Annotated in this window: 7 protein-coding genes, 1 rRNA gene and 1 pseudogene; 6 read left to right on the top strand and 3 right to left on the bottom strand. The window is 69.3% G+C overall.

Going from position 1 to position 8,795, the window contains the following annotated elements:
- Positions 1-317: 317 nt before the first annotated feature.
- From ABZT06_RS24530 to ABZT06_RS24555, 6 genes are all read left to right on the top strand, one after another.
- Positions 318-626, top strand: coding sequence for a hypothetical protein (locus tag ABZT06_RS24530; protein WP_007383036.1), 309 nt, complete (start codon positions 318-320; stop codon positions 624-626).
- A 246-nt stretch (positions 627-872) separates the two neighbouring features.
- Positions 873-1,706 carry a hypothetical protein gene (locus ABZT06_RS24535; RefSeq protein WP_355744612.1) on the top strand — a complete coding sequence of 278 codons (834 nt, stop codon included), beginning with the start codon at positions 873-875 and terminating at the stop codon, positions 1,704-1,706.
- Positions 1,696-3,024 carry a hypothetical protein gene (locus ABZT06_RS24540; protein ID WP_355744615.1) on the top strand — a complete coding sequence of 443 codons (1,329 nt, stop codon included), beginning with the start codon at positions 1,696-1,698 and terminating at the stop codon, positions 3,022-3,024. Before ABZT06_RS24535 ends, ABZT06_RS24540 begins: the two co-directional genes overlap by 11 nt.
- A complete protein-coding gene (locus ABZT06_RS24545) occupies positions 3,021-4,580 on the top strand; it encodes an SCO6880 family protein (protein WP_355744617.1) in 1,560 nt (519 codons plus the stop codon). Before ABZT06_RS24540 ends, ABZT06_RS24545 begins: the two co-directional genes overlap by 4 nt.
- Positions 4,581-4,590: 10 nt before the next feature.
- On the top strand, positions 4,591-6,000 hold the full coding sequence (locus ABZT06_RS24550) for an ATP-binding protein (RefSeq protein ID WP_355744620.1): 1,410 nt from the start codon (positions 4,591-4,593) through the stop codon (positions 5,998-6,000).
- 15 nt (positions 6,001-6,015) lie between these two features.
- The gene (locus ABZT06_RS24555) at positions 6,016-7,599 is read left to right on the top strand and encodes a type VI secretion protein (protein WP_355744659.1); all 1,584 of its coding nucleotides are present in this window, start codon (positions 6,016-6,018) and stop codon (positions 7,597-7,599) included.
- Between the two features lie 5 nt (positions 7,600-7,604).
- Here ABZT06_RS24555 and ABZT06_RS24560 read toward each other — a convergent pair.
- The 3 genes and pseudogenes from ABZT06_RS24560 to rrf all read right to left on the bottom strand — a co-directional run.
- Positions 7,605-7,988, bottom strand: a pseudogene (locus ABZT06_RS24560) (GNAT family N-acetyltransferase); the annotation flags it as partial.
- Between the two features lie 68 nt (positions 7,989-8,056).
- Positions 8,057-8,602, bottom strand: a complete 546-nt coding sequence (locus ABZT06_RS24565) for a GNAT family N-acetyltransferase (RefSeq protein WP_355744623.1) — start codon at positions 8,600-8,602, stop codon at positions 8,057-8,059.
- Positions 8,603-8,703: 101 nt separating this feature from the next.
- Positions 8,704-8,795 (bottom strand): 5S ribosomal RNA (gene rrf / locus ABZT06_RS24570); the annotation flags it as partial.

The raw sequence follows: 8,795 nt of genomic DNA on the forward strand, positions 1-8,795 counted from the left end.
GCGGGCACCCCTGCCGCGGCCCGTTCGTCATACCTACGGCCCTGCGGGTTAGCCTTCACCCGCAGAACATCGGTGCCAGAAGCGCCGCAGGTCGTAAGAGGGGTTAACGACGGAACCACACGACAGGTTCCGCTCAGGCCTCATTGCCCGGCGTGACCTGCCGTGATACACAGAGTGACCAGACAGTCATTCGTACGAAACCCGCCAACCAATGACGCCAAGTCGACATACGACGGCGGAATTGTCGGCGACAATGAGGCCTGACCTCTGCGCACACGCAGGGGAGACGGAACTACCCACCAGGGGCGGTGACTTACATGCTCTTTGCGGCCGACAAGGGAGACATCAACACCATCATCGGCGGGATCGCTCCGGACTGGGGCCCCTTCGGGGCGCTGGGGACCGAGGCGAAGACGATGATCCAGGTCGTCATGGCGGTCGCCATCCTGCTCTGCCTCGGCATCGCCATCTGGGGTGCCGCCAAACAGCGCATCGGCGCCACCGCCCTGCGGGACACCTTCAGCGCGGAACAGGGCAAGGGCCTCATCATCGCGGGTCTGACCGGCGTCTTCATCATCGGATCGCTGGGCACGCTCTTCACCATCGTGTACGGCATGGCCGTATAGCCGCCGCGTCCGGTCGACGCACCTCCGGTCCGGCCGGGCGCGCCCGGTACCCCCTCTACCCCACCCGTCCGCAGTGCCCACCGGCTGAGGTTGCGTTCCCCCGATGTCTCCGATCTCCTCGATGACTCCGATGACTCTGATGCCGAGTCACCACACCGCGCCCGCGCGGGAACCAGCACGGCTACCGTCGTACCCGTACGCGTTTTCCCGCACTTCTCCGCACCACGTCGAGGGGGCGTAAGCGGTATGAGTCTCGGAGACGACCAGGACGGCTCCGGCGGTTACGGCGGCACCGGTCAGACCCGCACCCACCTGCCCGGCGGCACCACCGACGTCTACGGCGGCGCCCGCCGCCCCGGCCGCTCGTCCTCCCGAAGCCTGGTCACCGTGGTCGGCGTCATCGTCCTCCTGATCGCCGCAATCGCCTTCGCGAACCGCGGAGGAGACGATTCCTCATCGTCTGAGGTGGGGGCGGGGGGTCAGCCGAAAGCCGCGCCCACGTCAGCCAGCGGACAGACGCCGGTGCAGGCGCCGGCGGACGGTGTCCCGACGGGGTTCGCCCATGACGAACAGGGGGCACAGAGCGCGGCAGCCAACTACGCGGTGGCCCTGGGTTCCACCAGCATGTTCAACAAGACCACCCGCGACACCCTCCTGCAAACCATCATCACCCCCGCCCGGGTCGCCGGCCTCGAAGCCGCGCTGGACAAGGCGTACACCCCCGAGTTCAACGAGGCCCTCGGGCTGAACACCGACGGCTCCGCGCCCGCGGGTTACACCTTCGTGTCCCGTACCAGCCCGATCGGCACGAAGGTCACCGAGACGTCCGCAGCCGCCACGACCGTCGACGTGTGGTGCGGCGGTCTCCTCGGACTGGCGGGCGAGAACTCCACCAACCCGGTCACCAGCAGCTGGTTCACCATCACGATGAAGCTGGAATGGACCAGCAACACCTGGAAGATCGTGACGCACTCCCAGAAGGACGGCCCGTCGCCCGTCCCGGGCGACGACAAGGCCTCCAGTGCCGACGAGATGGCGAAGGCCGTCGAGGAGTACGGAGGGTTCACCTATGCCCGCTAGCCGACGCGTGCTCACCCTGGCCGGCGCCGCCGCCGGCCTCCAGGCCACAGCCGTGCTCATGGCCACGCGTGCCTTTGGGGCGCCCACTCCCACCCCTTCGCCGACCCCGTCCAAAAGCAGCGACTGCTCCCTGATCGCCCCTCCGGCCAGGGACTACTGCGAACAAGGGGGTGGCAGCGGCGGTTCCGGGGGTTCGACTCCCAGTCTCACCTCCACCCTCGACCCCATGTCCTCCCTGGCCAAAAGCTGCGCCAAGGCCGCCGCCTGGACCATCGACAAGCTCAGCGAGGCCGTCAAGGACACCGCGAACGTCGACTTCACCAACCAGAAGTTCCTCCAGCAGTACGCCGTCGTCTTCGCCGCGTCGACCATCCTCACCCTTCTCCTGTGGCTGCTGGCCGTAGCCAAGCGCGCGGTACGAGGCGCCCCCCTCACCACCGCCATCAGCGAGGCGATCGGGTTCCTGTGGCTGACCGTGCTCGCGTCCGCCTTCACCCCCCTCATCCTCTACACCGTCGTATCAGCGACAGACGGCGTATCGGAGGTCCTCGCCAAGGCCACCGGCGACCAGACCGACACGTTCTTCGGCACCTTCTCCGGCGCCCTGCAGAAGGGCAACGACATCGGCGGCGGCCCCATCATGCTGATCGTCGTCTCCCTGGTCAGCATCCTCGCCGCCGGAGTGCTCTGGCTGGAGCTCGTCATCCGCGCCGCCCTCCTCTACGTCGGCGCCCTCCTCGGCACCGTCGTCTACGCCGGCCTCGTCGACAAGAACCTCTGGGGCCACGTCCGCCGCTGGGCCGGCATCATGATCGCCGTCATCCTGGTCAAACCGGTGATCGTCATCGTCCTCGGCCTCGCCGGCGCGCTCTCCTCCGACGACGGCCCCGACGCCTTCTCCGCCGTCGTCTCCGGCCTCGCCATCATCCTGCTCGCCATCTTCGCCAGCGCGATGATCTACCGCTTCGTCCCCGGCTTCGGCGACGAGATCGCCGGCTCCCGCAGCAACCGCATCATGCAGGGCGCCGAGGGCAAGGCCGCCGCGGTCATCAGCTCCCCCGCCACCCTGGTCGCCCAGGGCATCAAGACCCACAGCTCCCGGGCCGACAACAACGGTCAGGCCTCCGGAGGTTCGGGCGCCCGCCCGAGCAACCCGGCGTCCGGCGGAGTCGCCGCCCACAGCTCGCGCACCCCGAACGGAGGCGGCGGATCTGTCCCCTCCGCCGCTCCCGCTCCCCGCGCGGGCAACTCGGTGAACACCCCGCACGCCGGCAACCGCAACGCAGGCAGCAACAGCACAGGAGGTGACGGGCGTTGACGACCGAGTCCCACGTGTCGCATACGGTCACGCCCCGCCGTACATATCTGATCGGCCGCGCCCGGCCGAACGCGATCGTCGGCCGCAACCGCGAGACCGGCGAGATCGCGCTCATCATCGTGGGCGCGTTCCTCGGCATGATGTGCGGGCTCCTCGTCCCGGTCCTCTCCCTGCGCATCGTCCTGCTGATGGGCTTCCCCCTCGTCGCGCTGGCCGCGGTCTACGTGCCGTACAAGCGCCGCACGTTCTACAAGTGGTTCGAGATCAACCGCAGTTACAAGCGGACCCTGCGCCAGGGCACCACGTACCGCTCCTCCGTGATGGAGGCCGGCACCCACGTCGACGGCCGTGAGGTCGAGGTCGGCCCACCCCCCGGCATCGGCCGGATCAACTGGCTCGCCGCCCCGTTCGGGCCCGACGAGCTCGCCGTACTGCTCCACGCGGACCGCCGTACCGTCACCGCCGCCATCGAGATCGAGGGCCCCGGCGTCGGCCTGCGCGACTCCGAGGACCAGGAAGCCCTCGTCGACCGCTTCGGCACCCTCCTCAAGCACGTGGCCAACGGCGACGGCTTCGTCACCCGCATCCAGATGCTCGCCCGCACCCTCCCCGCCGACCCCGACGCCCACGCCAAGGACGTCGCCATGCGCGGGGACGACAAGGCGCTGCCCTGGCTGCAGACGTCGTACGACCAACTCCAGTCGATGGTGTCCACCAGCAGCGAGCAGCACCGCGCGTACCTCGTCGCCTGCATGCACTACTCCCGTGAACTGGCGGCGGAGGCCCACGCGATGGCCCGCGCCGCCCGCCCCCAGTCCGGCCGCAAGCTGGACAAGGACGCGGGCCTCGCGGTCGTCATGGCCCGCGAGCTGACCGACATCTGCTCGCGCCTCCAGGAGGCCGACATCCGGGTACGCCAGCCGCTCGGCCAGGGCCGGCTGGCGTCGCTGATCCACTCCATGTACGACCCCGACCACCCCATCGACCACATCCAGGCGATGACCAAGCGCAACGCCTGGCCGGCCGAACTCGACGCCATGGAACCGACGTTCCTCCAGGCCAAGACGCGGGAGTCCAGCACGCGCGCGCCCTGGTGCCACGCCACCGCCTGGGTCAAGGAGTGGCCGATGACCCCCGTCGGCGTCAACTTCCTGGCGCCCCTGCTCGTCCACACCCCGGACGTCATCCGCACGGTCGCCGTCACCATGGACCTCGAACCCACCGAGATCGCCATCGAACGCATGCTGACCGAGAAGACCAACGACGAGGCGGAGGCCTCCCGCGCCGCCAAGATGAACCGGACCGTGGACCCGCGCGACATCGCCGCCCACACCCGGCTCGACCAGCGCGGCGAGGACCTCGCGAGCGGCGCGGCCGGGGTCAACCTGGTCGGCTACATCACCGTCTCCTCCCGCTCCCCCGAGGCCCTGGCCCGCGACAAGCGGACCATCCGGGCCTCGGCCGGCAAGTCGTATCTGAAACTGGAGTGGTGCGACCGAGAGCACCATCGCGCCTTCGTGAACACGCTTCCGTTCGCCACCGGCATTCGAAGGTAGGGGCAAAAGCATGCGGGATCCGCTGTCCGTCCTCACCGACGCCTTCACGGCCTTCCTCTTCGGAAAGGTCGAGACGACCCGCCTGCCGGTCCGCACCTCCACCGGCCAGGCGCAGGCGGTCTACCTCCCGACCGCCGCGCCCGGCCTCGGCGACTCGGGCGTGATCATCGGCCGCGAGGTGTACTCCGGCAAGGGCTACATCTACGACCCCTTCCAGCTCTACGGCCAGCAGCTCCCGGCCCCGCACTGGCTGGTCCTGGGCGAGTCCGGCAACGGCAAGTCGGCGCTCGAGAAGACCTACGTCCTGCGCCAGTTGCGCTTCCGGGACCGCCAGGTCGTCGTCCTGGACGCCCAGGGCGAGGACGGCGTCGGCGAATGGAACCTCATCGCGCAGGAGTTGGGCATAACTCCCATCCGCCTGGACCCGATGGCCGCCCTGGACATGGGGATCCGCCTCAACCCGCTCGACCCGGCGATCACGACGACCGGTCAGCTCGCGCTGCTCCGGACCATCATCGAGGTCGCGATGGGCCACGGCCTCGACGAGCGCTCGGGCTTCGCGCTGAAGGTCGCGCACGCCTACGTCAACGAGACGATCGTCGAACGCCAGCCGATCCTCACGGACATCGTCGAGCAGCTACGGCACCCCGAACCCGAGTCGGCCGAGGCGATGAACGTCGACATAGAGGACGTCCGCGCATGGGGCCTCGATGTCGCCCTGGTCCTGGACCGACTGGTCGACGGTGACCTGCGGGGCATGTTCGACGGCCCGACCACGGTCGGCATCGACCTGGACGCGCCGCTGATCGTCTTCGATTTGTCCCACATCGACCGCAACTCCATCGCCATGCCCATCCTCATGGCGATCGTCGGAGTTTGGCTGGAACACACCTGGATCCGCCCCGACCGCAAGAAGCGCATCTTCCTGGTCGAGGAGGCCTGGCACATCATCGCCAGCCCCTTCGTGGCCCAGCTCTTCCAGCGGCTGCTGAAGTTCGGCCGTCGGCTCGGCCTGTCCTTCGTGGCGGTGGTCCACCACCTGTCCGACGTGGTGGACGGAGCGGCGGCGAAGGAGGCCGCGGCGATCCTGAAGATGGCCTCCACCCGGACGATCTACGCCCAGAAGGCCGACGAGGCACGAGCGACGGGCCGCGTCCTGGGCCTACCGCGCTGGGCGGTCGAGATCATCCCGTCCCTCACCCCGGGCATCGCCGTCTGGGACGTCAACGGCAACGTCCAGGTGGTCAAACACCTGGTCACCGAGACCGAACGCCCCCTGGTCTTCACCGACCGCGCGATGACGGAGTCCTCCAGCGACCTCACCGACGACGCCCTGCGCGCCGCCGAACTGGAGGCCGAGGAGCGGGCGGCGGCCTTCGTGGAACAGCACATGGGCGACTCCGAGTCGACGGTGGCGTAGGAGGGTCGGGCAGTGGTGAGACCGGACGACCGCCTCCAGGGCGGCCAGGGAGGCCAGGGAGGCGTCCCGGACGGGCTGTTGGTCGGCATACTCGCCTTCCTCCTCGGCATGACCCTCCTCGTCTGGTCGGCGACGGGCCTCGCCGGCCTGTTCGCCCACGGCGACTGGCCCAAGGGCGTCACCTTCACCCGCACCCCCCTGGCCATGCGCCACCTCATCGGCCATCCCCAGGACCTCCCCGGCGCCTGGCCCGACACCCCCGCCGGCCAGCTCTCCGGTTACGGCCTGGTCTGGGGCCTGTTCATCGGCCAGCTGCTGATCCTGATCGTCCTGACGATCTTCGTGATGGGGACACTGGCCCGCTGGAGAGCGGTCCGCGCGAGGACGCGAGCGGAGAAACTGGCGGCCCGGGCACGGCGACCGGAACCGGGGCCGGTCCACGAGGTACCGGCTCAGGAGGTACCCATCCCGAGGCCGACGCCAGAGCCGCAACCAGCCACGACTCCCGTCCTCGGCTCCCCGCAGCCGTCGACTCGACCGCAGCCGCCGACGGCGAGCAACCCGACGGGGCTCCCCCAGCCCACCGAGCCACTCCTCGCGGCGCCGGCCACAGCCAAGCTGCCCACTTCTCTGTCCACTGGTGAACGGGTGGGCGGATGGGAAACCCCCCGCGCCGAAGGCGCGATCCTCTACGCCCCCAGGGAAGCCCGCCACCCCACCGCCACGCAGGCCATCAGGGACGCGGAAGGCCCCGCCCTCGTCGTCACCTCGAACCCGGCGGTCTGGCAGGACACCAAAGACGCCAGAGGCAAACTCGGCCCGGTCCACGTCTACGACCCCACCCACCTCTGCGACACCCCGGCCCGCCTCCACTGGTCCCCCGTCACAGGCTGCGAGACCAAGGAAACGGCCAAGGCCAGAGCACAGGCCCTCCTCGCCCCGATCCGCCCCACCGCGAAGATCGACCGGGCCGTGGCCGACGTGGCCGAAACGCTCCTGCGCAGCTACCTCCACGCTGCGGCCATAGACGCCCGCACCATCCGCCACGTCCACCGCTGGTGCCAGGGCACGCAGGTCCAGGACGCCGTGAAAACCCTCCGCACCAACCCGAAGGCAGCTCCCGGTTCCGCGGGCGAACTCGAAGCGGCCCTCACCGCGCACCCCGAACGCCGCGACATCGCCCAGGAGCTGACCAGCCGAGCCCTCTCCGCCCTCTTCACGGTCAACATCCGCGAGGCATGCACTCCCAACCGAAATGATGCCCTCGCCTTGGATTCCTTCGTCGACGAAGGGGGCACGCTTTATGTGGTGGGTGAATCCATCGAGGACCCCAGGACCGATCCGGGCGCGATGCCCCTCCTGACGGCCCTCACCTCAAGCGTGGTCGAGCGTGGCCGGCGCATGGCCGAACGGTCATCCTCCGGTCGCCTCGACCCACCACTCACGCTCGTCCTGGACGACGTCGCAGCCGTGGCTCCGCTCCCCCAACTCCCGGAGCTGCTGGCCGCAGGAGCGGAGCGGGGGCTCCCTACCCTGGCCCTGCTCCGGTCCCGCGAACAGGCCCGCACCCGCTGGCCGGACGCTGACCTCCACGCGTAGAGCTGGGCGTTACTCGTCGGGTTGACCGCGCCCGTGGAACAGCACGACGTCCTCGGCGCCCTCCGCCAGCGCGGCCCGGCTCACCTCGACCGTCCACAACCACGCAGGTGGCCCGGCGTGTACACGGGGTCCACCGGGACCAGGCCCGCGACCATCGGGTCGACCCGGCCATGGAGACGGGCGTGCCGCCCGGCGTCTCCCAGAATGTGCAGCTCTTGTCGGGAAAGCGGGTGCCTGCCCAGGAGTGGGCGTCGATGGTGACCGTTGTCCCACTTCCGCGGCGAACCCACGGCAGAACTCCATGAGTTGCTCATGGTCCGACTCCCCGCGGGCCGCCCCCTCCCCGCCGGGAACGGCTCCGGCGGCACGAGCACGCCGAGCCGGTGCAGGTGAGGTGCCAGTCGTCCGGACGCGTGCCTCATGATCTTTGACGGACCGCGCAGGAGTACATCACGCGTCAGGCGCGCTCCAACGCGAATTCCAACTCGGTCTCCCCCGAAGTCGCCGCCAACGGCACGAGCACACCCGTGGGCTCGAAGCCCACCTTGCGATAGAAGCGTTGCGCCCGCCCGTTGTCCTCGTGCACGATCAGCCGCACCCGCTCCGCACCGTGCGCCCACGCCCATTCCACAGCGGCGTCGAACAGCACATCGGTGAGCCCGCTCCCGCGTTCCTCGGAGCGTACGAACACCCCGACGAGATGCCCCTGCTTCCGCTCGACCGGAAACCCGGCCCAGTCCGTGGTCCCGGGCTCTTCCAGCAGCACGGTCACCGTCCCGACCCAGTGCCCGTCCGGGGCCTCGGCGATGATCGTCTGCGCCCCGTCCGCTCCCTCGGCACCCTTGGCGGTCCGCTCCCGCCAGAAGGAGTCGGGATGTGCGGCGGCCTCCTCATAAGTCTCCAGGAAGGCGAGTGGCGCGACCGGATCCTGGAGGGCCGCAAGCCGCAACTCCTTCGCGGCGGGCCACTCATCGGCGCGGACTGACCGGATCACGTAGCTCATGCGGCCACAGTAGTACCCGGGTGCTATCCGCGCGCACGAATAAAAATTGGTGAAACAGAAAAACCCCCGTGCCGAATGGCACGGGGGTTTTCTCAAAAATTGTTCGGCGGTGTCCTACTCTCCCACAGGGTCCCCCCTGCAGTACCATCGGCGCTGTGAGGCTTAGCTTCCGGGTTCGAAATGTAACCGGGCG

Source organism: Streptomyces sp. NPDC005483 (genome assembly GCF_040606035.1).
Taxonomy (GTDB): Bacteria; Actinomycetota; Actinomycetes; order Streptomycetales; family Streptomycetaceae; genus Streptomyces.

What these genes read in the sequence shown, in the direction of transcription:
- ABZT06_RS24530 (WP_007383036.1), top strand. Translation starts at nt 318, where the DNA reads ATGCTCTTTGCGGCCGACAAGGGAGACATCAACACCATCATCGGCGGG.
- ABZT06_RS24540 (WP_355744615.1), top strand. Translation starts at nt 1,696, where the DNA reads ATGCCCGCTAGCCGACGCGTGCTCACCCTGGCCGGCGCCGCCGCCGGC.
- ABZT06_RS24535 (WP_355744612.1), top strand. Translation starts at nt 873, where the DNA reads ATGAGTCTCGGAGACGACCAGGACGGCTCCGGCGGTTACGGCGGCACC.
- ABZT06_RS24565 (WP_355744623.1), bottom strand. Translation starts at nt 8,602, where the DNA reads ATGAGCTACGTGATCCGGTCAGTCCGCGCCGATGAGTGGCCCGCCGCG.
- ABZT06_RS24550 (WP_355744620.1), top strand. Translation starts at nt 4,591, where the DNA reads ATGCGGGATCCGCTGTCCGTCCTCACCGACGCCTTCACGGCCTTCCTC.